The sequence below is a fragment of the Sphingomonas sp. MS122 genome, from assembly GCF_049532975.1.
Classification (GTDB): domain Bacteria; phylum Pseudomonadota; class Alphaproteobacteria; order Sphingomonadales; family Sphingomonadaceae; genus Sphingomonas.
The window spans coordinates 2,965,213-2,990,562 of the sequence record NZ_CP186695.1 but is presented as its reverse complement, the minus strand read 5'-3'; the positions used below and the strand labels follow the sequence as shown (position 1 = coordinate 2,990,562).

Below are 25,350 nucleotides of genomic sequence, written 5' to 3'. Positions count from 1 at the left end.
GAAAGTGCCAGAGGGCCTGTAAGCCGGGTTCTGTCCACGCGGCCCTTTCCTTGCGGAGGTGCGCGCGATGGGCGGCCATTCCTCTAGGCCGGCACTTGCGTGCAGGCTCAAGCAATCAACCCGGGCCGCGGGGCGGAACTCCCCATGTGCGGCCCCTATTCGATCTTGCTCCCGGTGGGGTTTGCCGTGCCGCTTCCGTTGCCGGTCGCGCGGTGCGCTCTTGCCGCACCCTTTCACCCATGTCCTTACCCGAAGGCAGTGGACGGTCTGCTCTCTGTGGCACTTTCCCTGACCCCGGCGAGCCGAGACCGCCGGGCGTTACCCGGCACCGTGTTTCCGTGGAGCCCGGACTTTCCTCCCCCGTGCACGCACGGCGGCGGCCGCCCGGCCCTCTGGCGCGGCCGAGATAGGGGCAAAGTGCGCGCCGCGCAAATCGCTGGCTAGTCGTTGCCCTTGATCCGTGCGGGCAGGCGGTAGCGGGCGTCGTCGATCGCCACCTCGATCGCGTCCTTGTCGATCACCGAGACCGCCGCCTGTCGCGCGCCGTCGGCCGCGACCACGCCGCGGCCGTCCGTGGTGACGCGCAGGCGGTGGAAACCGCCGTCGGGCTGATGGATCGTCAGGATGAGGCCATCCTGGGTGCGCGCGCGGTCGATCGTGCAGTTGGTGGTGAACTCGGCCGCGCCGATCGCGCAGGGAATGCGGCCCTCCGCCTCGGCGCGCGCCAGTTCGGCCTTGGCGCGCTGGGCGCGCTCGGCGTCGGTCTCGACCTTGCTTCCGCAGGCGGCGAGCGACAGCAACGCCGCCGCCGCCAGGACTTCAGATATCCGCGTAGACATGCTTTTCGGACTTCGCCCCCGGGTGCGTCACCGCCCCCTTATAGGCCGGTCCGACATTCTGCGCATAGCGCCAGAGTGCCCCGGACTGGTACGCATTCTCGCGCGGCTGCCAGCGCGCGCGGCGCTCGGCGAGCACGTCCTCGGCGACGTCGAGGTCGATCGTCCCGACCTCGGCGTCGATCCGCACGATGTCGCCATTCTCGACCAGCGCGATCGGCCCGCCCTCGGCCGCCTCAGGTCCGACATGGCCGATGCAGAAGCCGCGCGTCGCGCCGGAGAAGCGCCCGTCGGTGATCAGCGCGACCTTCTCGCCCATGCCGAGGCCATAGAGCGCGGCGGTGGTCGACAGCATCTCGCGCATGCCCGGACCACCCTTGGGACCTTCGTAGCGGATGATGACGACCTCACCCTCCCGGATCTCGCGCTTCTCGACCGCCTCGAACGCCTCTTCCTCGCAGTCGAAGCAGCGTGCCGGGCCTTCGAACTGGAGGCGGTGCATGCCCGCGACCTTCACGATCGCGCCGTTGGGGGCGAGGCTGCCGCGCAGGCCGACCACGCCGCCGGTGGGGGTGAGCGGCGCCTTGACGTCGTAGATCACCTTCTGGTCGGGGTTCCACGTCACCTGGTCGATATTCTCGCCCAGTGTCTTGCCGGTGACGGTCAGGCAGTTGCCGTCGAGCAGGTCGTTGGCGAGCAGGGTCTTCATCAGCATGTAGACGCCGCCGGCCTCGTACATGTCCTTGGCGACATATTTGCCGCCCGGTTTGAGGTCCGCGATGTAAGGCGTTGATCTGAAGATCTCGGCGACGTCGAACAGGTCGAAGTCGATCCCCGCCTCGCTCGCCATTGCCGGCAGGTGCAGCGCGCCGTTGGTCGAGCCGCCAGTCGCCGCGACGATGCGCGCGGCGTTGACGAACGCCTCGCGCGTGCAGATGTCGCGCGGGCGGATGTTCTTCTCCAGCAGCTCCATCACCTGCCAGCCCGCGGCGACCGCGATCTGCTCGCGGCTGGTATAGGGCGCGGGGACCATGTTGCTATTGGGCAATGAGAGCCCGATCGCCTCGCCGACACAGGCCATGGTGTTGGCGGTATATTGCCCGCCGCACGCGCCGTGGCCGGGGCACGCGACCTTCTCGAGCGCATGGACCTCGCTGATCGGGCAGGTGCCGGCGGCGAACTTGCCGACCACCTCGAACACGTCGACCACGGTGACGTCGCGGTCCTGGTAGCGGCCGGGCAGGATCGAGCCGCCATAGACGAAGATCGACGGGATATTGAGGCGCAGCATCGCCATCATCATGCCCGGCAGCGACTTGTCGCAGCCGGCAAAGCCGACCAGCGCGTCGTAGCAATGGCCGCGCACCGACAGCTCAACCGAATCCGCGATCACCTCGCGGCTGACCAGCGAGGACTTCATCCCCTGATGGCCCATGGCGATGCCGTCGGTGACGGTGATCGTGTTGAAGCGGCGCGGCATGCCGCCATTGTCGATCACACCCTTGCGCGCGGCGTCGGCCTGCGCGTCGAGCGTGGTGTTGCACGGCGCGCTGTCGTTGCCCGCGCTGGCGAGCGCGACGAAGGGCTTGGCGATGTCCTCCTCGGGAATCCCCATGGCGTAGTAATAGCTGCGGTGCGGGGCGCGCTCGGGGCCGACGGAGACGTGGCGCGAGGGCAGGCGGGACTTGTCGAAGCGATTGGTCATGGCGCGAACGCCTATGTCGCCGGCGACCCCGTTCGCGCAAGAGAGTTGCGCACGTCTTTTACTATCGACGCGAGAAGCTGCGCCCAATGTGCCACCCCGGCGGCGTCCGAGATCAAGTCGTTGCGGATCTCGATGCCGAGATAGGGGATGCCGTTACCCTCGGCATGGCGGTTCATCGTCGCGTTGAGCAGCCGGCCCGAATAGGGCTCGTTGTCGCCGGTGACGACGCCGGCTCGCTCCAGCAGCTCGATCCCGATCCGGGCGGCGCGGGCGTTGCGGTTGTAGAGGACGCCGATCTCCCACGGGCGCGACGGGCCGTCATGCTGCTCGAGCCGCGGGGTGAAGCTGTGGACCGAGACGAGCAGCGCCGGGCGGCGGGCGCGGATCGTGTCGGCGATGCGGCGATGATAGGGGGCGTGGAAGCGCGCGATGCGCTCGGCACGGTCGACGCCGCCATTGCCGGGGATCGCATGGCCGTCGCTGATATGCGGGATCAGCCCGGCGCTGTCGGGTTCGCGATTGAGGTCGATCACCAGGCGCGAGACGGTGGCGAGGATCGCGGGGGCGCCGAGCTGCGCGGCGAGCGCCTCGCTCACCGCCGCGGCGCCGATATCGATCGCGACGTGCTTGCCGAGCAGCCGCGGGTCGATGCCGAGATCCACATCGGGCGGCACGGCATTCGAGGCGTGGTCGCAGAGGATCAGGATGTCGGCGCCGCCTTGGATCACATGCGCGGCACTCATCTTTTCCCCTCCAGAAAGGCATCGAGACGCGCGCGGAAGGCATCCGAGCCGAAGGCGTCGTCGAAGGCGCGTGCGTGCCCTGCCCCCGCCGGGTCGCGAAGCACCGCCTTGAGCGCGCGCACCGCCCCGGGGACGTTGGCGGCGATGGCGTTGGCGAATTCGTGCGCGGCGGGCTGGGCGTGCGCGACGCGGCGATGGGCGAGGCCGATGCGGGCCGCCTCTTCGGCCTCGATGCGGGCGCCGGTGAACAGCATCAGCGCCGCCTGCCCCTCGCCTGCTCGCGCCTTCAACCGGGCGACATCGGCTGCCGGGTAGGTCAGGCCGAGCTTGGCGGGCGTCGTCGCGAACACGGCCTCGTCGCCCGCCACCACGATGTCGCACGCCAGCGTCAGCGCGACGGCGGCACCGAAACAGCCGCCGTCGATCGCGGCGATCACCGGCATCGGCAGCGCCGCGATCGCCTCGATCGCCGCGGCCATCGCCTCGCGGAAGCGGACGCGCAGGCCGGGTTGCTCGACGAGGTCGCGGAATTCGGCGAGATCGGCGCCGGCCGAGAACATGCCCGGCATCGCCGAGCGCAGGATCACCGCGCGGGCATCGGAGGCGGCGATGGCGCGCGCGGCCTCGGCGAGCGCATCCCAGCCCGCGATCGGGATCGCGTTGCGCGCGCCGCCTCGATCAAGGGTGAGGATCGCGATGTGATCGTGGAGTTGCCAGCCGATCATCGCCGGCTCCCGCGGCGAGGATAGCGCCCGCCCGCCGGAGCGAGCGGGGGCCATCCACGGGCGTTTCGCTCCCGGCGCCTGACCCGCACCGCAGGCACAGCAAGTCGCGGGCCAAGTGCCCGCCCACAGAGCGGGGGAGCATAAGTCACGGGAATATGTGCCAAAATGGGACAATCATCTGTCACGACAGCACCGTTTCGAGACACCACCAGCCCGGGCGCGCGGTCCTGACCGTCGTCGCGGCCGAGGCACGCGCTTCAAGGCTGTCGAACAGCGCGAAACAGGTCGCGCCCGACCCCGACATGCGCACCAGCCACGCATCGCTGTCGCGCAGCCGAGCCAGCACGTCGGCGATCACCGGGCACAGGCGGATCGCCGGGTCTTCCAGGTCGTTTCGTCCGCCCAGCGCGATTTCCCGCGCGCTGCCCTCGGGCAACGGGCCGCGGTCGACTCCGTCCCAGGCCTTGAACACCGGCCCGGTTGCGAGCGGCACGCCCGGATTGACCAGCAGCACCGGGCATCTCGCCAAGTCGTCCGCTGCCATGTGCAGCTCGGCACCTGTGCCACGCCCGATCCGTGTCCGTCCGACGATGCACGCGCCGACGTCCGCGCCCAGATTCGCGTTGGCGATCGCCAGCTCGCGATTATCACCGTTATGCACATAATGCCGGTCGAGCAGCCGGATCATCGCCGCCGCATCGGCCGATCCGCCGCCGATCCCGGCCGCCACCGGCAAGTTCTTGGTCAGCCGGATCGCCAGCGGCGGCACGCCGCCGAACGGGGGCGACCGCATCGACTCCAACGCCGCGAGCACCAGATTGTCAGTTGTCGAAAGTCCTGCCGCAAAGGGGCCGTCGATCTCCAGCCGGTCGGCATCGGCTTCGGCCACCGTAAGCACATCGCCGTCCGCAGCGAAGGCGAACAGCGTCTCGAGCTCGTGATAGCCGTCGTCGCGCCGCCGCCGCACGTGCAGCGCGAGGTTGAGCTTGGCCGGCGCTGGCTCGGTCAGAGTCAGTTTGCCGCGGTCCTTTGAACGATGCCGTCGGCGAGCTTGGCCGAGAGCCGCGTCTTCTGCTCGCCCTCGGCATAGAGCGCGGCGGCACGCCAGGCGTAGCGCGCCTCGAAGCGCCGCCCGATGCGCCAATAGGCGTCGCCGAGATGCTCGTTGATCGTCGCGCTACCCGGCTCGCCCTGCGCGGCCTTTTCGAGCAAGGGCAGCGCCTTGGCGACCTCGCCCTGGCGGAAATAGGCCCAGCCGAGCGAATCGGTGATCGCGGCGTCATCGGGCCGCAGCTTGCTCGCGCGTTCGAGCAGGGCGGTCGCGTCGGCGACGTTCACGCCGCGCTCGATCTGCGCATAGCCGAGATAGTTGAGCGCGACCGGCTGCTCGGGCGCGAGCTCGACCGCCTTGCGCAGGTGCGGCAGCGCCTCGTCCCACCGCCCTGCCCGCTCGAGCGCGCCGCCGAGCTGGAGGTGCTGGATCCAGGTCGCCTGCTCGCCCGTCTGCGCCAGCGCGCGGGCATACACCTCGGCCGCCTCGCTCTCGCGGCCCTGTTCGGACAGCAGGTCGGCATAGCGCTGCAGGTCGGCCACGCTCGCCCCCGGCGCCCTGGCCAGCGTCGCGGCGAGCGCCAGCGCCCCGGCATCGTCGCCCTGCTTGTCGCGCAGTCCCACGCGCTCGGTCAGCGCGGCAGGATAGAAGGGGCTGTTCTTCCTGACCCCGTCCAGCGCGGCTTGAGCCCGCTCATAGGCCTGCTCGCCCGCCAGCGCGTCGGCGAGCAGCAGGCGTGCGCGATCGTCACCGGGGTCGAGCATCAGTGCCGAGCGGGTGAGCAGGATCGACAGCGCCTGAGTCTCCTGCCCGGCGAGGTCGGAGGCGAGCCGGGTGAAGGCGCGGCTGGCGCCGAACGCGGCACCGGGCTTCGGCCCCTTCTTCAAGCGCGCGCGCAGGCCGGAGAGCACCGGATCCTCCCCGGCGAGCAGCGACAGCGCGGTGTCGCGCCGGCCCTTGGCCGCGAGCAGGGTCGCGGCGTTCCAGCGCAAGTCGATGCTGCCCGGGTCCGCGCCCACCGCCGCACGCAGCGCCGCGATGCCGTCCTCGGTCCGGTCCGACGCGATCAGCAGCAGCGCGCGATGCTCGGCGATGTAACGGCGGGCGAGCCCGCTTTCGTTCGCCTTGTCGAGGATCGGAAAGGGGTCGGCGCCGCGATCATAGGCGAGCCAGGCGCGCAGCACCGGCGCCAGGAAATCGAGCGGGCCCGCGCCGATCCCGCCCAGCGCGTCGTCGGCCGCCTCCGCCTTGCGCGTGCGCAGCGCTTCGGCGAAGTCGAGGAGCGAGACGTCCGCGGGCGCCACGCCCGAGCGCTTGAGCACCGCCGCCGCGCGCTGCGCCAGCGCCATGTCGCCCGCCGCCAGCGCGTTGCGATAGGCGCGGATCGCGACCACCTCGTCATTGGGGGCGGCCGTCATCACCGCGGCATAGCCCGCCGCAGCCACGCCCACCGCGCCGTCCTCGGCCGCGGCGCGCGCGCGGACATAGTCGCGCGCGTCGGCCCAGGCCGCGCCCGGCATGGCGAGCGCGATCGCCGCGAGCGGAACGGTCAGGCGCCTACATGTTGGGATAATTCGGTCCTCCGCCGCCTTCGGGCACCACCCAGTTGATGTTCTGCGTGGGGTCCTTGATGTCGCACGTCTTGCAGTGGACGCAGTTCTGCGCGTTGATCACGAACTTCGGCGTCCCTTCCGCCTCGCCCACGATCTCGTAGACGCCCGCCGGGCAATAGCGCTGCGCGGGCTCGTCATAAAGGGGCAGATCGTACTCGACCGGGATATCCGGATCCTTGAGCGTCAGATGGACCGGCTGATCCTCCTCGTGATTGGTGTTCGACAGGAACACCGAGGAGAGCCGGTCGAAGGTCAGCACGCCGTCGGGCTTGGGATAGTCGATCGGCTTGACCAGGTCCTTGCGCCACAGGCTCTCGTGATCGGGCTTGTGGCCCATGGTGAAGGGCATCCTGACGCCCCAGCTCTCGAGGAACATGGTGATGTTGGCGAGGCCCGAGCCGACCAAGTCGCCGAACTTCTTCACCAGCGGCGCGACGTTGCGGACGATGCTCAATTCCTTGTACATCCAGCTGGCGCGGAACGCTTCCGGATAGGCGGTGAGCTCGTCGCCCGAGCGATCCGCCTGCACCGCCGCGAACGCCGCTTCGGCGGCGAGCATGCCGCTCTTCATCGCGGTGTGCGTGCCCTTGATCCGCGGCACGTTGAGGAAGCCCGCGCTGTCGCCGATCAGCACGCCGCCGGGGAAGGTCAGCTTGGGGATCGCCTGCAGCCCGCCGTCGCTGATCGCGCGCGCGCCGTAGGAGACGCGCTTGCCGCCCTTGAGGATCTCGGCGATCGCCGGATGCGTCTTCCAGCGCTGCATCTCCTGGAAGGGCGAGAGATAGGGATTGGTGTAGTTGAGCCAGGTGACGAAGCCCAACGCCACCTGCCCATTGGCCTGGTGGTAGAGGAAGCCGCCGCCGTTCGAGCCCTGCGTCTCGTTGAGCGGCCAGCCCTGGGTGTGGATCACGCGGCCGGGGACGTGGTTCGCGGGATCAATGTCCCATAATTCCTTGACGCCGAGGCCGTAGATCTGCGGCTCGACGCCCTCGCACAGGCCGAACTGGCGCTGGAGCTGCTTGGAGAGGTGCCCGCGCACGCCCTCGCCGAAGAAGGTGTAGCGCGCGTGGAGCTCGAGCCCGGGCTGATAGTCGGGCTTGTGCGTGCCGTCGCGCGCGACGCCCATGTCGCCGGTCGCGACGCCCTTCACCGAGCCGTCCTCATGGTAGAGGATCTCGGCGGCGGCGAAGCCCGGGAAGATCTCGACCCCCAGCCCCTCGGCCTGCTCGGCGAGCCAGCGGCAGAGGTTGCCGAGGCTCCCGGTATAGGTGCCCTCATTGTGCATGAAGCTCGGCACGATGAAGTGCGGGACGTTCCACTTGCCCTTCTTGGACAGCAGCCAGTGCTGGTTGTCGTGGACCGGCACCTGCGCCAGCGGGCAGCCCTGGTCGCGCCATTCGGGCAACAGCTCGTCGAGCGCCTTCGGGTCGATCACCGCGCCCGACAATATGTGCGCGCCGACCTCCGACCCCTTTTCGAGGATGCACACGCTGATCTCGCCGCCGGCCTCGGCCGCCAGCTGCTTCAGCCGGATCGCCGCGGCGAGGCCCGCAGGCCCCGCGCCGACGATCACGACGTCATATGGCATCGACTCGCGTTCGCTCACTTTTCGTCTCCCCTGGCGGGCGCACCTTCGGGTCATCGCACGCGCGGCGCGTCCTGTCCCTCCCCCGATGGCGGTAGATTGACGGTGGCGTCAAGGCATGACTCTGTGAAACGCATGGGCTTTGTGGGGGCTTCAGACTGGCGCGCCGAGGCGGCCAGCGCACTCGAATGGTGGCGCGACGCGGGCGTGGACATGCTCGTGGACGAAGCGCCGCGCGACTGGACCGCGCGCGAGGCGCCGCCTGCCGCTACGGCGAGCGCGGGCCAGCCCGTTGCGCTCGCCGAACCCGAGCCGGAGGCACCGCTTCCCGCGACGCTCGAGGCGTTCATCGACTGGCGGTTCGGCAGCGGCGCGCCCGAGGCGAGCTGGGGCGAGCCGATCGTCGCGCCGTCAGGCAATCCCGCCGCGCCGCTGATGGTGATCACCGACCTGCCCGAGTTCGAGGGCGAGACGCCGGGCCTGCTCGGCGGCGGCGCGGGACGGCTGTTCGACCATATGCTCGCCGCGATCGGGCTCGACCGGGATTCGATCTATTTCGCTCCGCTCTGCGCCGCCCGCCCGATCACCGGCCAGGTGCCGCGCGAGGCCGAGGCGCGGCTGGGCGAGCTCGCCCGCCACCACATCGCGCTCGCCGCGCCGCAGAAGCTGCTGCTGCTCGGCCAGACGGTGAGTCGTTCGGTTATCGGGGCCGAAGCCGGGCTGCGGCGCGGCCGTTTAGAAGCCGTTAACCAAGAAAATGGACAATCTTTGGTGGTCGCGACCTTCCACCCGCGGTTCCTGCTGACCAAACCCGCGGCGAAGGCCGACGCCTGGAAAGACCTGCAGTTGCTTCTTGGGGGGCAAAAGTGAACCCGCGTATCCTGTTCGCCGCCACCGCCATTGCCTTGGCTTTTCCCGCGGTGGCCCACGCCGCCGACGAGAAAGCGGCCGAGCGCTTCGAGAAGCGCGAGGCCGGCGACGGCGTCCCCGCCCAGCTCGATCCATCGGAACGCGAAGCCTATCGCGCGGTCTTCGCGGCGATCCGCGCCCAGCGCTGGGCCGACGCGCAGATCAAGCTCGATTCGATGCGCCCCGGCCTGCTCCACGCCACGGCACGCGCGGAACTCTATCTCGCCAAGGGCTCGCCCCGCGCCGAGCTGCCGCAGCTTCTGGCGCTGCTCGGCGAGGCGCCCGAGCTGCCCCAGGCCGAGCAGCTCGCGCGGCTCGCCCGCACGCGCGGCGCGGTCGAGCTGCCCGAACTGCCCGTGGCGCAGCGCATGATCTGGTACGACGCGCCGCCCGCGCGCATCCGCCACCGCTCGACCCCCGCCGCCGATTCCGCGGCGATGCAGCTGGTGCTGGAGATGCAGCCGCTGATCAAGGCCGACGACGCGACCAACGCCGAGGCCTTGCTCGAATCACGCGCCGTCGAGCTCGCGCCCGAAGTGCTCACCGAATGGCGCCAGCGCGTCGCCTGGATGTACTACACCACCGGCCGCGACGCCGATGCGCGCCGCGTCGCCGCCAAGGCACAGGTCGGCCAGGGCGAGTTCGCCCCGCTCGCGGACTGGGTGCAGGGCCTCGCGGCGTGGCGGCAGAAGGATTGCGCCGCGGCGCAGGCGGCGTTCACCTCGGTCGCGCAGCGCGCCGGGGACACCGAGAAGCGCACCGCCGGCCTCTACTGGGCTTCGCGCGCCGACATGGCGTGCGGCCGGCCCGACCTCGTCAGCATCCGCCTCAAGAGCGCGGCGCAGCATGGCGAGACCTTCTACGGCCTGCTCGCGCGCCAGGCGCTGGGCATGAAGGAAGTGCCGGTCCGCACCGAGAAGTTCGTCTCGGCCGACTGGAAGGCGATCGAGCGCCGGCCCAATGTCCGCGTCGCCGCGGCGCTGGTCGAGATCGGCGAGGACAGCCTCGCCGCCGAGGTGATCAAGCATCAGGCCAAGATCGGCGACGCGCGCGAGCATGCCGCGCTCACCCGCCTCGCCGGGCGGCTCGCCCTGCCTGCGATCCAGCTGTGGCTGACGCACAATTGCCCGCCCGGCGCGCGCCCGGTCGAGGAAGCGCGCTACCCCGCGCCCGACTGGACCCCCGATGGCGGCTGGCGCATCGACAAGTCGCTGGTATTCGCCCACACGCTCCAGGAATCGCGCTTCAACCGCACCGTCCAGAGCCCGGCCGGCGCCTATGGCCTGATGCAGATCATGCCCGCCGCCGCGACCGACATCGCCCGCAAGCGCGGCTTCGCGATCGATCGCAGCAATCTCGCCCGCCCCTCGACCAACATGGAGGTGGGCCAGTCCTATATCGAGCAGCTGCGCGACCAGCCCTTCACCGGCGGGCTGCTGCCCAAGGTGATCGCGGCGTACAATGCCGGGCCGACCCCGGTGACCAACTGGAACTACCAGATCCGCGACAATGGCGATCCGCTGCTCTATATCGAGAGCATCCCCTATTGGGAGACGCGCGGCTATGTCATGACGGTGCTGCGCAACTACTGGATGTACGAGAAGAACGACGGCCGCGAGAGCGCGAGCCGCGCGGCGATCGCCCAGGGACTGTGGCCCAAGGTGCCGGGCGCCAATGGCGGCGGCGCGGTGCGCATGCAGGCCTCGGCAGCGAGCGTGGCGAGCACCATCGGTGCCAATTGACCCCGAAGCTGCGTTCCGCCCGGTGCGGATCGCGGTGCTCACCGTTTCCGACACGCGCACGCACGAGGACGACAGGTCGGGCGACACGCTGGTCGAGCTGCTGACCGGCGCCGGGCACGAGCTCGCCGATCGCGCGATCGTGCCCGACGACCCCGACCTTATCGTCGGCAAGCTCCATGCCTGGATCGACGACGAGACGGTCGATTGCGTGATCACCACCGGCGGCACCGGGGTCACCGGCCGCGACGTCACGCCCGAGGCGCTGGAGCGCGTCGCCGACAAGATGATCCCCGGCTTCGGCGAGCTGTTCCGGTTCCTGAGCTACGCCAAGATCGGCACCTCGACGATCCAGTCGCGCGCCACCGCCTGCGTCGCGCGCGGCACCTATGTCTTTGCGCTGCCCGGCTCGACCGGTGCGGTGCGCGACGGGTGGGACGGCATCCTCGCGCACCAGCTCGACAGCCGCTTCAAGCCCTGCAACTTCGTCGAGCTGATGCCGCGCCTGACCGAGCGCTGAAGCAGGCTGCGGAACATTTGTTCATCTCGTTCGCGAGGGCGCGACGCTGGTTTCGCATTGCAGCTTCATCATCGAAGGCTTCGCCTATCGCCAGAAGCTGATCGCCGACGGCGTGGTGCGGCGCGACAAGCGGAACGTGGCGTTGGGCGACTGGGAGCATCGGTGCCCTGGTGACGCGCGATATCAGCCGGGCTGGCTAAAGCGCTTCAACGCCTCCCTGCCGAAGACGGCCCGTTCAGCTCGCCCATCTCCAGATCCAGGATGCGCCGGTCATAGGCGTCGGCCATGCGGAAATGGGCGAGCGCCACGGCATTGTCCTCGCAGATACTGGCCTTGTGCCGCTCGTCGCGGGCGCGGCGGCGATAATATTCATAATCCCTGCTCCGGTCCATCGACCTGCTCCTCGGCGCCCCCGCCTGACGACCTTGATATCCCAGCGTCATGCCGTCCGCTTTTACATCGGTTAAGCCGCTCGAAATACGATCTTAATTCAGCAGTCCCTCGAGCATCGCGCGGAACGCCGGAATCACGCGGCGCGAGGTGGCGCCGGGGTCGGGCGAGTTGGCGATCCACAGCGCCGCGTCGGTGGAGGAGCCGGTGATCATCCGCGCCGCAGCCTCGGCATCGATGTCCGCGCGGACCACGCCGTCAGCCTGAAGCCGCTCGATATTGCCGCGGATCGAGGCGATGCAAGCGAGCGCGCTCGGCCAGTTCGCCGGATCGCCGAGCACCGCCGGACCGTCGCGCAGCATGATACGCTGGACATCGGGTTCCAGCGCCAGCTCGATATAGCCGATATTCTCCTGCACCAGCCCTTCCCAGCGGCTCGGTGCGGCGGCGGCGATCGCGGACAGGCGATCGGCCATTTCGGCGTCGATCTGCTCGATCACCGCCTCGAGCAAGCCCTGCTTGCCGCCGAAATGATGGTAGAGCGCGCCGCGCGTCAGGCCCGCAGCGGCGGTGAGATCGTCCATCGACGCCTCGGCATAACCGTGCGCGGCAAAGGCCTTGCGCGCCGCGGCGATCAGCTTGGCGCGAGTCTCGGCGATCATCTCGGGACGCGATCTGCGCGACATTCAATTCCTCTGCATTTTTTTTCTCGAATGGTGCATTGACATACGCTGCGTATGTCACCACCTCACTCGCATACGAAACGTATGTAAGCTTTCAAGGTCTGCATTTCCAGCGACGAAAGGCTATCAGCGATGTTCGCCACGTATCGCGAGATTTTCCGCGCTCCCGGAACCAAGGGGTTCGCCGCGGCCGGGTTCGTCGCCCGCCTGCCCATCGCGATGGCGCCGATCGGGATCGTGACGATGCTCGCCCAGTCGGGCAGCGGCTATTGGCTCGCGGGTGCGGTCGCCGCGACCTTCACCCTGACCAACGCCTTCGCCGCGCCGCAGATCTCGCGGCTGGTCGACCGCTACGGCCAGAGTCGGCTGCTGGTGCCGACCACCGCAATCTCGGTCGCCGCCTTCGCGCTGCTGATGCTGGCGACGCATCTCGACTGGCCGGTGTGGACATTGTTCGCCTCGGCGCTGGCCGCGGCGGCGATGCCGAGCATGCCAGCGATGGTCCGCGCGCGCTGGACCGAGATCTTCCGCGACAAGCCCGAGCTCAACACCGCCTTCGCCTTCGAGTCGGTGGCGGACGAGCTCGTCTACATCGCCGGCGCTTCGCTCTCGGTCGGCCTCAGCGTCGCGCTGTTCCCCGAAGCCGGCGTGCTCGTCTCGACGCTGCTGCTCGCGCTCGGCATGACCGCCTTCGTGCTCCAGCGCGCCACCGAGCCCCGGGTGCGCGCGAGCGAGGCCGTGGCGCATCGCCCTGCGATCCTGCTGCGCCCGGTCCAGCTGGTGACGCTGGCGCTGGTGTTCGTCGGCTCAATCTTCGCCACCGCGGAGGTCACCACCGTCGCGCTGACCCGCGATCTCGGCCAGCCCGGCGCGGCGAGCCTGGTGATCGGCGTCTATGCGCTCGGATCGTTCGTGGTCGGGCTGATCATGGGCGCGCTCAACCTGCGCTTCCCGTTGCACCGCCAGCTGCTGGTGGTGCTCGTCGCGCTGCTGCTCACCACCCTGCCCCTGCTGCTGGTCGGCAGCGTGCCCGCACTCGCCGCCGCGATCTTCCTCAGCGGCGTCGCGGTCTCGCCGACCTTCATCACCGCCTTCGGCCTGGTCGAGCGCCGCGTGCCGCCCGAGGTGCTGACCGAGGGCGTGACCTGGGTGATGACGGGGATCGGCATCGGCATGGCGCTGGGCGCGTTCGTCGCCGGCTGGGTGGTCGACAGCTTCGGCGCGCAGAACGGCTTCTGGGCGTCGGTCGGAGCCGCGGTGCTGGCGCTGCTGGTCGTCGCATTCGGCCAGCGCGCGCTCGGTGGCGAGCGCGAGACCGGCGAAGCGGCGATGAGCCCCGCCTAGCGCCCCACCCGCATCGCCGCCACCGCCTGGCGCTCGGGTTCGCTCATCCGCTGCTCGAGCGCCGCCATCGCGCGCGGGGCATTGGGGTGGCCGAGCTTCGCCGCCTCGCGCAGCCACGCCCAGGCGCGCGGCACGTCCTTCCCGCCCTCGCCCCGCGCCATCATCGCGCCCAGGTTGAACATGCCGTCGCGGTCGCCCTGCTTCGCCGCGGTCTCGAACCATTTGCGCGCGGTGGCGTCGTCCTTGGCGATCTCCTTGCCCTCGTAGAAATAGGTGCCGATCGCCACCTGGGCGGCCGGATTGCCGAGCAGCGCCGCGCCCTTGTAGAGCACGATCGCGCGCTTGGGATCGGGCGCGGTTTCCTCGCCCAGGTCATAGGCGCGCGCCAACGCGTAGAGCGCGCCGGGATGCTCGGCCTTGGCCGCCGCCTTGTACCAGGTGAAGGCCGCCTTCTTGTCCTGCGCCACGCCCTCGTCGCCGTCGTAGAGCAGCTCCGCCAGCGCGAACTGGGCGGCGGCATGGCCGAACTGCGCGCCCTTGCGGTACCAGCTCGCCGCTTGCCTGGCGTCGCGCGGCATGCCGGCGCCGCTGAAATAGAGGTCGCCCACCGCCTTGGCCGCCGCGATATGGCCGACGTCATAGGCGCGCTGATACCATTTGCGCGCTTCGCCGAGGTTGCGCGCGACCGGTCCGAAGCCGCGGCGGTAGATGTTGCCGAGCATCACCGCCGCCTCGCCCACCGCGGTGTTCATCTCGGGCTGGGCGGGGTCGAAGATCGGCGTGTCGCGAGTCGAGTTGAACGGCGCGGTCGCCGCCTTCCTGAGCCACTCGACGCCCTTGGCCGGATCCGACTGCGCGCCGAGCCCCTGCAGGTAGAGCTTGCCGATGAACAAGGCCGCCTCGTCGCCGCCGCTCTCATAGGGCAGCTTGCGCTCGGCCTTCCGGAACCATTCGAGCGACTCGGCGTAGCGGCCCTGATCGAACAGCGCGAAGGCCATCGGCAGCGTCTCGTCCCTGCTCGCGATCGCCGCGCGGCCGCCGGCGTCCACCGAACTGCCGCGGCTATAGCTCGAGCGGCATGCGGCGCGCGCCGCGTCGAGGCTCATTCCGGTGCTCACCGCGCTCGAATCCGCGACCGACGACTCCGCATCCGCTGCGGCCACGGCCGCCGTCACATCCTCGAACTCGACGGCCGGCCCCTCTTCCGTATAGACGCGATCGGCGCCGAAACGCGACTTGCCGAGATCGGGCAAGGGCGACCCGGCCGCCACGCGCGGCGGTGCGCTGTAATCGGGATTGCGCGGCATGCGCGTCGGCAGCAGCACCGGCGGGCCGAGCAGATCGCCGCCCGCCTGCCGGATCGCGTCGAGCTGCGCGCGGAAGAACGGACTCCGGGCGAGCATCTCGCAGGTCGCCGACTTGGGCGCCTCCGCAGCCGGACGGCGCCGGCCGATGACGGTGGCATCGTCGGTGGAGGGCGACACCTGGGCCTGCGGCGCGGGCTGAGCCGGAGCGGTCTGCCCTGCGGCGACGCCGAGCGGAATGGAGGTCAGCAACAGGGCCGCGATCGCGCCCTTCTTCCTCGCGGTCCTCACGGCGCAGCTCTCCCCAAATCGCGCGGATCCTACGCGGCATCATGCTGTGCCGGGACGACCGCGCCAACAATAATCTGATTTATAGGGCTTACTGCGGCTGAATTACGGACTGCTATCCGCACCACTGGATGGCGGCGCCGAGCAGCACGTCGGGGCCTACCGCCTGCCACAGCCACCAGCCGGCGGCGAGTACCACCGCGAGCGCGACCAGGCCAAGCGCCTTCATGTCGCCACCACCTTCACCTGCGTCTCACGCAGGCGCGGCACCGGCCGGTCGGGGATCGGCATGTGCACCAGGGCCGCCATGAAACCCAGCGCCACCGAGGCGATCCAGATGCTGTCGTAGCTTCCGGTCAAGTCGAACATCAGCCCCGCCAGCCATGCGCCGAAGAAGCTGCCGACCTGGTGGCTCAGGAAGACGATGCCGTAGAGCGTGGAGAGGTAGCGGATGCCGAAGATCTGTCCGATCAGCCCGCTGGTGAGCGGCACCGTGCCGAGCCACAGGAACCCCATCGCCGCGGCGAAGGCGAGCGCGGTGAACGGAGTCAGCGGCGCGGCGAGGAAGGCGATCATCACCACGCTGCGCGCGGCATAGAGCGTGCTCAGCAGGTATTTCTTGCTGCGCTTGTCGCCCCACACGCCGAACAGATAGGAGCCGAAGATGTTGAACAGCCCGACCAGTGCCAGCGCGTTGGCGCCGATCGACAGGCCGAGGCCCTTGTCGGTGAGATAGGCCGGGAAGTGAGTCGCGATGAACGCGATGTGGAAGCCGCACACGAAGAAACCGGCATTGAGCAGCCAGAAGCCGCGATGCCCCGCCGCCTCGCGCAGCGCTTCCTTGAGCGACTGGGTCGGCGCGTCTCCCCTCGCCGTCTGCACCGCCGGCTTGCCCGCGACGCCGATCGCCAGCACGAACATCACCGCGACGATCCCGGCCATTGCGACCAGCGCCAGCCGCCAGCCGAGCTCGCCGATCAGCAGCTGGCCGGTCGGCACCAGCAGGAACTGGCCGAGCGAGCCGCCCGCGGTGACGATGCCGAACGCCATGCTGCGCTTCTCGGCCGGCACCGCGCGCCCGACCGCGCCGAGCACGACGACGAAGGTGGTCGCCGACAGCGCCATCCCGACCAGCACGCCGAACGAGAGGTGCAGGCCGACCGCATTGGTCGCCAGCGAGGCGCCGATCAGGCCGACGATATAGACCAACGTCCCCACCGCGACGACGCGGCCCGCGCCATGCTTGTCGCCGAGCGCGCCGACAAAGGGCTGGACGAGGCCGAACAGCAGGTTCTGGATCGCGAGCGCGAGGCCGAAGCTCGAACGGCCGATGCCGAGGCCGGCGCTCATGTCGGGAAGGAACAGGCCGAACGCCTGGCGCACGCCCATCGCGATGGTGACGATGATCGCCGCGGCGGCAATGACGATCGATGCGCGCTTCATGTCCGAACCCCCTGGCGACGGCGAAGACACCCCATATCGGAGCAGCGCCGGCCCATTTCACTACCCTTTCCGTTGTGAAACGAAATCTTTCCAAGCGGCGCGCGCTGGTGCAGCTTCGCTCGACCGCTTTGGGGGAGGAAAACATGCATAGTCAGATTCTGGGACCAGTGATCGCGCTGGTCGGCTGGTCGCTCATCATGTGGGTATGGCTCTACGCCCGCCGCATCCCGGCGATGAAGGCGGCAAAGATCGACATCGGCAAGCTCACCGGCGGCACCGGATCGGACCTGAAGCAGGTGATCCCGGCGAAGAGCCAGTGGCCGGCGGACAATTACAACCACCTGATGGAGCAGCCGACGCTCTTCTACGCGATCTGCCTGACGCTCGCGGTGATGGGCCAGGGCGACAATCTCAACGCGACGATCGCCTGGACCTATGTGATCCTTCGGGTCGCCCACAGCGTGGTGCAGGCGACGGTCAACCGCATCATCGTGCGCTTCACCCTGTTCGCGCTGGCGACGATCCCGCTGATCATGCTTACCGTCCACGCCGCGATGGCGTTCTGGGGGCTAAGCTTGCACTAACGCCCATATCATCCGTCATGCCGAACTTGTTTCAGCATCCATCGTGCAACCCGCGGCTCAGCCGCCTGTGGAGAGATGGACCCTGAAACAAGTTCAGGGTGACGGAAGGGAGTAGTGAATCGGCCGGGCCACAATTACCCGAACAACCGGCTGAGGCTGCGTTCGAGCATCATCAGCTGCCACAAGGTGCGGCCGTGCTCGGCGCGGCCGCTGCGGTGCTCCTCGGCGAGGCGCGCGATCGCCTTGGGCTCGAACCAGCCGCTGCCCGCCAGCACCGCCGAGCGCGACAGCGCCGCCGCCTCGTCGGCCAGCGCCTTGCGGAACCACGCCGAGACCGGGGTCACGAATCCCATCTTCGGCCGATAGAGGATATCCTTGGGCAACCACGGTTCGAGCGCCTTCTTCATCAGCCACTTGCCCTGCCCGCCACGGATGCGCATCGACGCGGGCAAGGTCGCGGCGAACTCGACGAAGCGATAGTCGAGCAGCGGCTCGCGCGCCTCCAGGCTCACCGCCATGCTGGTGCGATCCATCTTGGTCAGGATGTCGCCGGGCAGCCAGTGCTTGAAATCGGCATATTGCGCGCGGTCGAGCCCATCGCGGGCGGGTGCGCCCCGCATCGTCTCGACATAACGGTTCTCGGCGCGGTGCCCGGCGAGCTGCCCTCGTGCCGCGTCGGTGTAGAGCCCCATACGCACTTCGGGCGTGGTCACCCCCACCGCCTTGGCATAGGCGGCGCCGCTATCCTCGGCGAGCGCGAGCAACGTGGTCTTCGCCCGCAGCGGCCGCGGCGCCCAGTCGGCCTTGGGATAGACCGCCCCGAGCGCGCCGAACACGCCCTGCCGCACCGATGCCGGGAGCAGCCCGCGCACCCGTTCCTCGGCGGCGTGGAACTTGTAGCGGCGGTATCCCGCCAGCGCCTCGTCCGCGCCGTCGCCCGAGAGCGCCACCGTCACCGTCTCTCGCGCCAGCTCGCACACGCGATAGGTCGCCAGCGCCGAGGCATCGGCAAAGGGCTCGTCGAAATGATGGACGAGCGTGTCGATCAGCTGGAAATCGTCCGCCGCGACGGTGCGCGTGCGATGCTCGGTGCGGAACCGCTCGGCGATCGCGCGGGCGTAGACACGCTCGTCATGGCCGGTCTCGTCGAAGCCGATGGTGCAGGTCTTGACCGCGTTGCGGCTCGCCTCGGCCATCAGCGCGACCACCGCGCTCGAATCCACCCCGCCCGACAGGAACGCGCCGAGCGGCACGTCGGCGATCATCCGCGAGCGCACCGCCGCGCGCATGTGCTCGACCAGCTCGGCCTGGAGGTCGCGCGCCGATCCCTTGGCCCGCTTGGAGAAGTCGACGTCCCACCACTCGGTCGGGGCCGGCACCCGCTTGCCGCGCTCGAGCAGCAGATAATGCCCCGCCGGCAGCTTCTTCACCCCAGCCAGTACCGAGGCGTCGTCGGGCACGTAACCGAGCCCCAGGAAATCCTCGACCGCTGCGAAATCAGGTTGCCGCCGGAGCAGCGGATGCGCCAGCAACCCCTTGATCTCCGACGCGAACGCAACCGCCCCATCGGACAGCTCGACATAGTGGAGCGGCTTCACCCCGAGCCGGTCGCGCGCGAGCAGCAGCGACTGTTTCCGCGCATCGTAGAGCGCCACCGCGAACATGCCGTTGAGCTTGCCCAGCATCGCCGGCCCCCAAGCGCGCCAGCCGTGCAGCAGCACCTCGGTATCGCTGTTGCTCAGGAACCTCGCGCCCTTGGCCTCCAGCTCGGCGCGGACCTCCTGGAAATTGTAGATTTCGCCATTGTAGCTGACGATCAGGTCGCCCTCGGGCGTCGCCATCGGCTGCGCGCCGCCGGCGAGGTCGATGATCGAGAGACGGCGATGCCCCAGCCCCACCCCGGGCGCGGTCCACACGCCCGAGCCGTCGGGGCCGCGATGCGCCAGCGCGTCGGCCATCGCCTTGACGCGCGCCGGCTCCACCGGCTTGGGCACGCCCGGATAATAGAGCCCCGCAATCCCGCACATCAGCTTGTTCGTCCCGCCCCGTATCCCACGCTTGCTCCCGCTTTTGCGGGGATGGCGTCAAGGTGCAAGCGCCCCCCGCGACGGGCCGTTGCTCAATCCGCCCCGGCCGCGCGATCGGCGACCTGCTCCACCGGCCCCAGCGCGCCGAGGAACCGCTTGATCGCGGCGCGCGCGGGCAGTTCGCCCTTCTCGGCCGAGACCATCACCGCCACCGCGCGCTGCCTGCCGCCGAGCAGCTTGGCCTTGAGCGTCTCCGCCTTCACGCGCGATTCGCTCGGCGTCAGCACGTCGCCGACGCGGTACCAGGTGACGACCTCGCGCTCGACCGGGCCGGGCGCGGTCATGCGCATCGCGCCGCCGCCGTCGAGCTCGGGCAAGTCCTCGATCCGCACCCATTTGTCGTTCTCGCGGATCGCGCCCTGGCCGAAGCCGACCAGTTCCTTGCCCTCGCGCTGGCTGCCATAGACGGCGAGCACCAGGTCGACCTCGGCGCCCATGCCGTCCGAATAGCGGCCCATCACGAAATGGTCCGCGCCGGGGAAATTGGGCTTCCACTCCGCGCGCCGGCTCGGCGGCACCTGCGTCCAGCCCGCCACCTGCGGCAGCGCGACCTTGGCGGGCAGCGCATCGGCGCGCGCGGCGATCGCCCCGCCCCAGGCCATGAACAGGCTCACGATGAACAGCCCAGTCAGCGCGACCACCGCGGGCATCCGCGCGACGCCCGGCCATCGCGCCTGCAGCTTCGCCGCATCGAACCACGGCGCGTCGGGATCGCGGTCGAACCATTTCCAGCCGATCGCGAGCACGCCCGCCATCACCGCGCCGAAGAATACCCAGCCATAGACGATATGGTCATACCCCGTCGCCGCCTCGGGCGAGGTCAGATACGCCGCATAGACCGTCCCGAACGCGCGCAAGCCGTTGGCGAGCATCGGCACCACCAGCGCCACCGCCATGAACGCCGCGCGCCGCGTCCAGCTGACGTAGCAGACATTGGCCACCAGCGTGCCATAGGCGACCATCGCGATCACGAACTTGGCGCCCGAGCATGCCTCGGCCACCTCGAAATAGCCGTTGGGCGTGGTGATCAGCACGCCGTCGACATGCGCCGGCACCCCGAACAGGTCGAGCAGCGGCACCAGGATCGCCACCGTCAGGTCCTGAAGCGGCTTCTCCAGCCCTTCGCCGAACGGGACGAGGAAGATCATGTAGGCGAGCGGGAAGAGCAGCGCGCGGGCGACATTGGGGCCGAGCAGCGCGACCGCCGAGCCCTGCAGCATCACGACCAACCCGAGATGGCGGAACAGCGCCACCCCCGCGGCATCGCCGAGCAGCCAGGCGAACCCGCCGCCCGCCGCGATCGCGAGCCCCGGCCACCACGCCTCGGCGCGCACCGCGGGCAAGTCCGCGCGGCGCTGCCACACCAGCCACGCCACCACCGGCGCGATGAACAGGCAGTGGCCGAAGGTGGTGTTGGTCCAGTAGATCGTCGCAAGGTCGGCGACGTCGCGGCGGAACAGCAGCAGCAGGACCGCCCACATGCCGGCGAGCAGCATCGCATGGCGCTTCCAGGTCGAGTCAAACTCAACCCCGCGCGTCGCGAACGCGCCGTCCGCCGCCACCGTCGTCATGCCGCCGCCACCTTCCGGCGCGGCTGCGGATCGCGGAGCCCCTTGAACCCCATGATGCCGTCGAGCACGGCGAGCTTGGCCTCCCAGCTGTAATGACCGATCACCTGCTGCCGTGCCGCGCGGCCGAGCTCGGCCGCGCGCACCGGATCGTCGAGCAGCGCGTTCACGGCATCGGCCATCCCGCCGACTCCTTCGGCGACCTCGATCGTGTCGCCATGATCGATCCCCGTCGCGGCGGCGGCCGACGCCACCACCGGCCGCGCCATCGCCATCGCCTCGAGCACCTTGTTCTGCACCCCCCGCGCGAGCTTGAGCGGGGCGACCACCACCGAGGCCGCAGCCACCCATGGCCGCACATCGGGCACCTCCCCGGTCACCGTCACGCCGGGGATCTTCGCCAATGCCTGTACCGCGGCATCGGGCTTGCGCCCGACGATCGCGAACTGCGCGTCGGGATGGCGCAGGCGGATGTGCGGGAAGACCGATTCGGCGAACCAGGTGACGCCCTCGACATTGGGCCGATAATCCATCTGCCCGGTGAACACGAGCAGCGGCGCCACCGCCTCGAGCCGGCGGAACGGCGCATCGGGGTCGAAGGTCGCGGTGTCGATCCCGTTCTCGACGGCATGCACGCGCTGCGCCCGGGTGCGCTCGCGGAACAGCGCCGCCTCGGCCTCGCTCACGAACAGGCTGGCGTCGGCCTTGGCCGCCACCGCCTTCTCATATTGCGCCAGCATCCGCGCCTCGCGCCGCATCATCCAGCCGGAAAAGCCGCCCGTCGTCTTGCCGTAGGCCGCGAACTTGGCCGAATCCATGTCGACGAAATCCATCACCACACGCTGGCGCGGCTTGTGCGGGAGATATTGCGCCATCTGGCTCGAGAAGACGTAGATCGTGTCGATCGAATGCCGAGCGAGGACGTTCTCGACCGCCTGGCGCAGCTCGGGATTGTCGAACGCGGTGAGCGAGAAGGGCCTGCGCTGGACCAGCGCCTGAACGCCCGCGGTCGCCTGGCCCTTGCCGCGCCACACGATCTGGCGGTTGCCCGTGATCTTGTTGAGCCCGCCCTTGCGCTTCAAGTCCGCGGGATCGTCGGCAAAGGCGACGAGGTGCACGCGCTTGCGCTGGGCGAGATAGCTCAGGATGTTGAACGCACGGATCTTGTCCCCGCGGTCGGGCGGGAACGGCACGCGGTGCGCCAGGAACAGGATGTCGCCCATCAGCCCAGGCCCCGCGAGATCCAGGGGCCGACGCGGTTGGCGACGGCGAGGGGGAGCTTGCTCCACACCGCCACCTGGAACCGGTATTTGGGGTTGAGCGGGTTGGCGTCGCGGATCGAGGCGCCGTCGGCGACGCGGTCGTAATAGACGAGCGGCTCGGGCTCGAACCCCCAGTTCTTCTTGAACGCCGCCGCACCCGTGCCGACCTTCGACCGGCCGAAGTCGAAGCGCGTGCAGCCCCGCGCGCGGGCGTGGCGCATCAGCTCGAAATACATGCGGTCGTTGGCACGCAATCGCCGCGCGTCCGCCGTTCCGCCGCCCCAATAGGGATAGACCGTACCCCGCCAATACAGGCTCAACACGCCAGCCACCGCATTCCCCCCGTCCCGCACGATCAGGACGTCGGCAGCACTGCCAAATTCATGCAACATTTCTGTGAACAGCCGGCGCGGAAATACGGGGGTGCCGAGGTTGCGTACCGATTCGGCATAGACGGCATAATGGGCGGCCACGTCCGCCGGGTCCTGTCCTACGGAAATGTCGAGATCATAGCCGAGCGACTTGCGCACTTCGGCGCGCTGCTTGCGCGGGATCTGGAGCAGTTCGGCCTCGTCGTCCGCGGCGAGGTCGCGCGCGAAGCCGAGATAGTGGCTGTCGTCCACGCTCCATTCCGGGCCAGGCCGCGGCCCGCCGCGCAGCTCGGCGCTGGGACAGCTCAGCCTTATGGCGAGCCGCCAGCATTGCTCGGCGAGCAATCGCTTCACCTCGGGCTTGTCGGCAAGGATGCCGCCACCGACACCGAACCCCGCCGACGCAAGCACGCGGCCGAACAGCGGCGAATGCAATTCGGTCAGCGGCAGCACGCCGACGATGCCGAGTTCGCCGCGATCGGCGACGAGATAATGCGCGCGCTGCCCGCAGCCCTTCTCCACCGCCGCGCTCCACGCCGGCAGGTGAAAGGGCGTGCCATCGGGGTTAGCTTCGACATAGGCGTCGATCCGCGCCCGCTCGACCGGATCGGCCAGATCGGCGACGCGCAGCGTCGAGCCCGGGCGCGCGGGGGCGTTCATTGAAGCTTCGACGCTTCGGCCGCCGCGACGATGTCGGTGCGGTCCCAGCGATGCCTCGCCATCAGCGTGCCGAGCTTGCCCGCCATCGCGCCGAGCCGGCTGTAGTGGCGCAGCTTCGACTTGAGCGGCGCATCGGCGACGCGCGGCTGGCCGGGATCGACCTCCCACGGGTGGAAGTAGAAGATCGCCGGTTGCCCCGCGCCGTTGAGCGCGTCGATCGCACGGTAGATGACCTTGCCGGGCAGCAGGCGGAAGAACCCGCCGCCGGTCGTGATCTCGCGCCCCAGGAACTTCGCGGTGGTCACCGGCAGCTCGACCAGCTCGCTCCCCGCGACCGGGCGATAGGCGCGGCGCGGCGCGTCGGCCCAGCCATAATGATCGTGCCCGATCGGTGCGACGCTCGACGAATAGGCATAGCCCTCTTCCGCCAGGATCCCGTGCGCCCAGGGCGTGCGCTTGTCGATCGAGAAGCTCGGCGCGCGATAGCCGGTCACCCGCTGCCCGCTCGCATCCTCCAGCGCCGTACGCGCGCGCGCGATGTCGTCGCGAAACTGGTCGGGGGTGAGGTTGAACACGCGCTGGTGGTCCCAGCCATGGCTCGCCACCTCATGCCCCGCATCGGCGATGCGGCGCATCAGCGCGGGATATTTGTCCGCGACCCAGCCGAGCGTGAAGAAGGTCGCCTTGACCCCGCACGCGTCGAACAATTCCAATACCTTGTCGGTGTTCGCTTCGACGCGGTGATCGAGCGCGTCCCAGTCGCCCCGCGCGATCACCTTCTCGAACGCGCCGACCTGGAACCAGTCCTCGACGTCGACCGAGAGCGCGTTGGCGGGCGCGGACGCGGTCATTGCCAGGCGGCGGTCTCGCGCCGCGGCGCCCGATCCTCTTCGCCCTCGATGAAGTCGACCATCAGCGTCAGCACGCGACGAAGCGCGGCGTCCTGCTCCTCCAGCCGCGCCTCGAGCCGCGCGATCCGCGCCGACAGCGCGTCGATCGCGGAATTGTCGGCGGGCGCGGTCACGACTTCGCGCACCGCCGCCACCGCCGGCTGCGGTGCCGCCTCGACCGGCTGGACGGGCACAGCCGCGGCGGCGGCCAGCGGACGGCCCGCGACCACGGTGTCGTTGTCGAGATCGGCGATCACCGTCGCGACCTCGTCGCCGCCGAAGCTGTCGAGCTGCTCGATCGCACCGAACAGCATCACGCGCCCGGCGAGCTGGTTGACCTTGCGCGGGATGCCGCCCGACCAGCCATGGATCGCCGCGATCGCATCCTTCTCGAAGCGCGGGCGGCCGTTCCAGCCGACCACCGAGAGGCGATGGACGAGATAGGGCTCGAGCTCCTCCAGCCCCATCGGATCGAGCTGGTGCATCGCGATCACACGCTGGCGCAGCTGCTCCAGCCGCGGGTCGGCGAACAGCTCGCGGAACTCGGGCTGGCCGAGCAGGAAGATCTGCAGCAGCGGATAGCCGCCGGCCTGGAAGTTGGAGAGCATGCGCAGCTCCTCCAGGCTCTCCATCGGCAGCGCCTGCGCCTCGTCGACGATCAGCAGCGTGCGCTTGCCGGTGCGCGCGACGGCGTGGAGGCCCTTCTCGATCGCGGCCAGCGTCTGCGCCTTGGCAAGGCCGGTGGTGTCGCTGCCGAGCCCCGCGGCGACGAGATGCAGCAGGTCCTCCGACTTCACCTGGCTGGTCACGATGCGGATGACGTTGAGCCGCTCGCGATCGATATTGTCCATCAGGTGGCCGACCAGCGTCGTCTTGCCCGCGCCGGGCGCGCCGGTGATGACGATGAAGCCCTCGCCCTGGCTCAGGCCATAGCCGAGATAGGCCATCGCCTTGCGGTGAGTCGCGGTATCGAACCAGAACGCCGCATCCGGCGTCAGCTGGAACGGCCGTCCGCTCAGGCCATAATGCTCGTCGTACATCATCCCACCC

General features: G+C 69.5%; 22 protein-coding genes and 1 other RNA gene. 5 read left to right on the top strand and 18 right to left on the bottom strand.

Features of this window, described 5'->3' with window-relative positions; genetic code table 11:
- Positions 1-3: 3 nt before the first annotated feature.
- From rnpB to ACO227_RS14425, 8 genes are all read right to left on the bottom strand, one after another.
- Positions 4-396, bottom strand: an RNA gene (gene rnpB / locus ACO227_RS14460) — RNase P RNA component class A.
- A 44-nt stretch (positions 397-440) separates the two neighbouring features.
- A complete protein-coding gene (locus tag ACO227_RS14455) occupies positions 441-839 on the bottom strand; it encodes a hypothetical protein (RefSeq protein ID WP_423602599.1) in 399 nt (132 codons plus the stop codon).
- Complete coding sequence (ilvD, locus tag ACO227_RS14450; RefSeq protein ID WP_423602597.1) at positions 820-2,541, bottom strand: dihydroxy-acid dehydratase; 1,722 nt, start codon at positions 2,539-2,541, stop codon at positions 820-822. Before ilvD ends, ACO227_RS14455 begins: the two co-directional genes overlap by 20 nt.
- An 11-nt stretch (positions 2,542-2,552) precedes the next feature.
- Positions 2,553-3,284, bottom strand: a complete 732-nt coding sequence (locus tag ACO227_RS14445) for an N-formylglutamate amidohydrolase (protein ID WP_423602596.1) — start codon at positions 3,282-3,284, stop codon at positions 2,553-2,555.
- Positions 3,281-4,009 (bottom strand): enoyl-CoA hydratase/isomerase family protein, encoded by a 729-nt coding sequence (locus ACO227_RS14440; RefSeq protein ID WP_423602594.1) that lies wholly within the window; start codon positions 4,007-4,009, stop codon positions 3,281-3,283. Before ACO227_RS14440 ends, ACO227_RS14445 begins: the two co-directional genes overlap by 4 nt.
- A 181-nt stretch (positions 4,010-4,190) precedes the next feature.
- Complete coding sequence (locus ACO227_RS14435) at positions 4,191-5,024, bottom strand: 4-(cytidine 5'-diphospho)-2-C-methyl-D-erythritol kinase (protein ID WP_423607361.1); 834 nt, start codon at positions 5,022-5,024, stop codon at positions 4,191-4,193.
- A complete protein-coding gene (locus ACO227_RS14430) occupies positions 5,021-6,580 on the bottom strand; it encodes a tetratricopeptide repeat protein (RefSeq protein WP_423602592.1) in 1,560 nt (519 codons plus the stop codon). Before ACO227_RS14430 ends, ACO227_RS14435 begins: the two co-directional genes overlap by 4 nt.
- A gap of 37 nt (positions 6,581-6,617) precedes the next feature.
- Positions 6,618-8,279 (bottom strand): electron transfer flavoprotein-ubiquinone oxidoreductase, encoded by a 1,662-nt coding sequence (locus ACO227_RS14425; RefSeq protein ID WP_423602591.1) that lies wholly within the window; start codon positions 8,277-8,279, stop codon positions 6,618-6,620.
- Between the two features lie 114 nt (positions 8,280-8,393).
- On the opposite strand from ACO227_RS14425, the gene ACO227_RS14420 reads away from it, so the two are divergent.
- From ACO227_RS14420 to moaB, 3 genes are read left to right on the top strand one after another with little or no spacing between them, the layout of a single operon-like run.
- Positions 8,394-9,128, top strand: a complete 735-nt coding sequence (locus ACO227_RS14420; protein ID WP_423602589.1) for a uracil-DNA glycosylase family protein — start codon at positions 8,394-8,396, stop codon at positions 9,126-9,128.
- Positions 9,125-10,909 carry a transglycosylase SLT domain-containing protein gene (locus ACO227_RS14415; RefSeq protein ID WP_423602588.1) on the top strand — a complete coding sequence of 595 codons (1,785 nt, stop codon included), beginning with the start codon at positions 9,125-9,127 and terminating at the stop codon, positions 10,907-10,909. The genes ACO227_RS14420 and ACO227_RS14415 overlap by 4 nt, the downstream gene beginning before the upstream one ends.
- A complete protein-coding gene (moaB, locus tag ACO227_RS14410; protein WP_423602586.1) occupies positions 10,899-11,426 on the top strand; it encodes a molybdenum cofactor biosynthesis protein B in 528 nt (175 codons plus the stop codon). Before ACO227_RS14415 ends, moaB begins: the two co-directional genes overlap by 11 nt.
- 206 nt (positions 11,427-11,632) lie before the next feature.
- Here moaB and ACO227_RS14405 read toward each other — a convergent pair whose 3' ends face one another.
- Positions 11,633-11,818, bottom strand: coding sequence for a hypothetical protein (locus ACO227_RS14405; RefSeq protein WP_423602585.1), 186 nt, complete (start codon positions 11,816-11,818; stop codon positions 11,633-11,635).
- Positions 11,819-11,911: 93 nt separating this feature from the next.
- Positions 11,912-12,502, bottom strand: a complete 591-nt coding sequence (locus tag ACO227_RS14400; protein WP_423602584.1) for a TetR/AcrR family transcriptional regulator — start codon at positions 12,500-12,502, stop codon at positions 11,912-11,914.
- Positions 12,503-12,631: 129 nt separating this feature from the next.
- Between ACO227_RS14400 and ACO227_RS14395 the strand changes: the two genes are divergently transcribed.
- Positions 12,632-13,843, top strand: a complete 1,212-nt coding sequence (locus ACO227_RS14395; RefSeq protein WP_423602582.1) for an MFS transporter — start codon at positions 12,632-12,634, stop codon at positions 13,841-13,843.
- Here ACO227_RS14395 and ACO227_RS14390 read toward each other — a convergent pair.
- Positions 13,840-15,438, bottom strand: coding sequence for an SEL1-like repeat protein (locus tag ACO227_RS14390; RefSeq protein WP_423602581.1), 1,599 nt, complete (start codon positions 15,436-15,438; stop codon positions 13,840-13,842). The two genes, ACO227_RS14395 and ACO227_RS14390, sit on opposite strands and share 4 nt — an antisense overlap.
- Before the next feature lie 222 nt (positions 15,439-15,660).
- Positions 15,661-16,878: an MFS transporter gene (locus ACO227_RS14385; protein ID WP_423602580.1), complete on the bottom strand. Its 1,218-nt coding sequence runs from the start codon at positions 16,876-16,878 to the stop codon at positions 15,661-15,663.
- 143 nt (positions 16,879-17,021) lie between these two features.
- Between ACO227_RS14385 and ACO227_RS14380 the strand changes: the two genes are divergently transcribed.
- Positions 17,022-17,462 (top strand): MAPEG family protein, encoded by a 441-nt coding sequence (locus tag ACO227_RS14380; RefSeq protein WP_423602579.1) that lies wholly within the window; start codon positions 17,022-17,024, stop codon positions 17,460-17,462.
- Positions 17,463-17,596: 134 nt separating this feature from the next.
- On the opposite strand, the gene ACO227_RS14375 is transcribed toward ACO227_RS14380, so the two are convergent.
- The 6 genes from ACO227_RS14375 to ACO227_RS14350 form a co-directional block, all read right to left on the bottom strand.
- The gene (locus ACO227_RS14375; protein WP_423602577.1) at positions 17,597-19,489 is read right to left on the bottom strand and encodes an XrtA/PEP-CTERM system amidotransferase; all 1,893 of its coding nucleotides are present in this window, start codon (positions 19,487-19,489) and stop codon (positions 17,597-17,599) included.
- A 92-nt stretch (positions 19,490-19,581) separates the two neighbouring features.
- A complete protein-coding gene (gene xrtA / locus ACO227_RS14370) occupies positions 19,582-21,120 on the bottom strand; it encodes an exosortase A (protein WP_423602576.1) in 1,539 nt (512 codons plus the stop codon).
- Positions 21,117-22,340 carry a TIGR03087 family PEP-CTERM/XrtA system glycosyltransferase gene (locus ACO227_RS14365; protein WP_423602574.1) on the bottom strand — a complete coding sequence of 408 codons (1,224 nt, stop codon included), beginning with the start codon at positions 22,338-22,340 and terminating at the stop codon, positions 21,117-21,119. The genes xrtA and ACO227_RS14365 overlap by 4 nt, the downstream gene beginning before the upstream one ends.
- The gene (locus ACO227_RS14360; protein ID WP_423602572.1) at positions 22,340-23,410 is read right to left on the bottom strand and encodes a FemAB family XrtA/PEP-CTERM system-associated protein; all 1,071 of its coding nucleotides are present in this window, start codon (positions 23,408-23,410) and stop codon (positions 22,340-22,342) included. Before ACO227_RS14360 ends, ACO227_RS14365 begins: the two co-directional genes overlap by 1 nt.
- A complete protein-coding gene (locus ACO227_RS14355) occupies positions 23,407-24,261 on the bottom strand; it encodes an XrtA system polysaccharide deacetylase (RefSeq protein ID WP_423602571.1) in 855 nt (284 codons plus the stop codon). Before ACO227_RS14355 ends, ACO227_RS14360 begins: the two co-directional genes overlap by 4 nt.
- Positions 24,258-25,340, bottom strand: a complete 1,083-nt coding sequence (locus ACO227_RS14350; protein ID WP_423607359.1) for an AAA family ATPase — start codon at positions 25,338-25,340, stop codon at positions 24,258-24,260. Before ACO227_RS14350 ends, ACO227_RS14355 begins: the two co-directional genes overlap by 4 nt.
- Positions 25,341-25,350 lie beyond the last annotated feature (10 nt).

Coding starts and splice junctions, on each gene's coding strand:
- ACO227_RS14430 (WP_423602592.1), bottom strand. CDS start 6,580: ATGCCGGGCGCGGCCTGGGCCGACGCGCGCGACTATGTCCGCGCGCGC.
- ACO227_RS14385 (WP_423602580.1), bottom strand. CDS start 16,878: ATGAAGCGCGCATCGATCGTCATTGCCGCCGCGGCGATCATCGTCACC.
- ACO227_RS14400 (WP_423602584.1), bottom strand. CDS start 12,502: ATGTCGCGCAGATCGCGTCCCGAGATGATCGCCGAGACTCGCGCCAAG.
- xrtA (WP_423602576.1), bottom strand. CDS start 21,120: ATGACGACGGTGGCGGCGGACGGCGCGTTCGCGACGCGCGGGGTTGAG.
- ACO227_RS14375 (WP_423602577.1), bottom strand. CDS start 19,489: ATGTGCGGGATTGCGGGGCTCTATTATCCGGGCGTGCCCAAGCCGGTG.
- ACO227_RS14445 (WP_423602596.1), bottom strand. CDS start 3,284: ATGAGTGCCGCGCATGTGATCCAAGGCGGCGCCGACATCCTGATCCTC.
- ACO227_RS14355 (WP_423602571.1), bottom strand. CDS start 24,261: ATGACCGCGTCCGCGCCCGCCAACGCGCTCTCGGTCGACGTCGAGGAC.
- ACO227_RS14455 (WP_423602599.1), bottom strand. CDS start 839: ATGTCTACGCGGATATCTGAAGTCCTGGCGGCGGCGGCGTTGCTGTCG.
- ACO227_RS14405 (WP_423602585.1), bottom strand. CDS start 11,818: ATGGACCGGAGCAGGGATTATGAATATTATCGCCGCCGCGCCCGCGAC.
- ACO227_RS14440 (WP_423602594.1), bottom strand. CDS start 4,009: ATGATCGGCTGGCAACTCCACGATCACATCGCGATCCTCACCCTTGAT.
- ACO227_RS14380 (WP_423602579.1), top strand. CDS start 17,022: ATGCATAGTCAGATTCTGGGACCAGTGATCGCGCTGGTCGGCTGGTCG.
- ACO227_RS14350 (WP_423607359.1), bottom strand. CDS start 25,340: ATGTACGACGAGCATTATGGCCTGAGCGGACGGCCGTTCCAGCTGACG.
- ACO227_RS14395 (WP_423602582.1), top strand. CDS start 12,632: ATGTTCGCCACGTATCGCGAGATTTTCCGCGCTCCCGGAACCAAGGGG.
- ACO227_RS14420 (WP_423602589.1), top strand. CDS start 8,394: ATGGGCTTTGTGGGGGCTTCAGACTGGCGCGCCGAGGCGGCCAGCGCA.
- ilvD (WP_423602597.1), bottom strand. CDS start 2,541: ATGACCAATCGCTTCGACAAGTCCCGCCTGCCCTCGCGCCACGTCTCC.
- ACO227_RS14360 (WP_423602572.1), bottom strand. CDS start 23,410: ATGAACGCCCCCGCGCGCCCGGGCTCGACGCTGCGCGTCGCCGATCTG.
- ACO227_RS14365 (WP_423602574.1), bottom strand. CDS start 22,340: ATGGGCGACATCCTGTTCCTGGCGCACCGCGTGCCGTTCCCGCCCGAC.